Source organism: Pseudoalteromonas sp. SG41-2, from assembly GCF_014164535.1.
Taxonomy (GTDB): Bacteria; Pseudomonadota; Gammaproteobacteria; order Enterobacterales; family Alteromonadaceae; genus Pseudoalteromonas; species Pseudoalteromonas rhizosphaerae.
This window is the reverse complement of the sequence record NZ_JACJFK010000140.1, coordinates 1-230: the sequence shown is the minus strand read 5'-3', so window position 1 is coordinate 230 and position 230 is coordinate 1. Positions and strand designations below refer to the sequence as shown.

The window sequence follows — 230 nt, the reverse complement described above, 5'->3', positions numbered from 1 at the left end:
GTTTTTTGGGCATGAAACGGTGTCCGTGTTGTTAACTGCTTGTCATCAACAGCCTCAAGCACCGCGCCTTCATCACTGCTTAATAGTATTGGTATCGCTTCATTACTATCAGCCACCACCACACGGTTAAACAGCGGGGTGAGCTTGCTGATTGGCTCGCCTCTATTAACATAGCCCGTGAGTAAATACGCTTTAGGAAAACTAGATTGCCCTGTATTCAATAGCTCTGT

General features: G+C 46.1%; 1 protein-coding gene. It reads right to left on the bottom strand.

The window, feature by feature from the left end:
- On the bottom strand, positions 1 to 230 hold a 230-nt coding region (locus tag H5186_RS23455), incomplete at both ends, for a hypothetical protein (protein ID WP_404936448.1).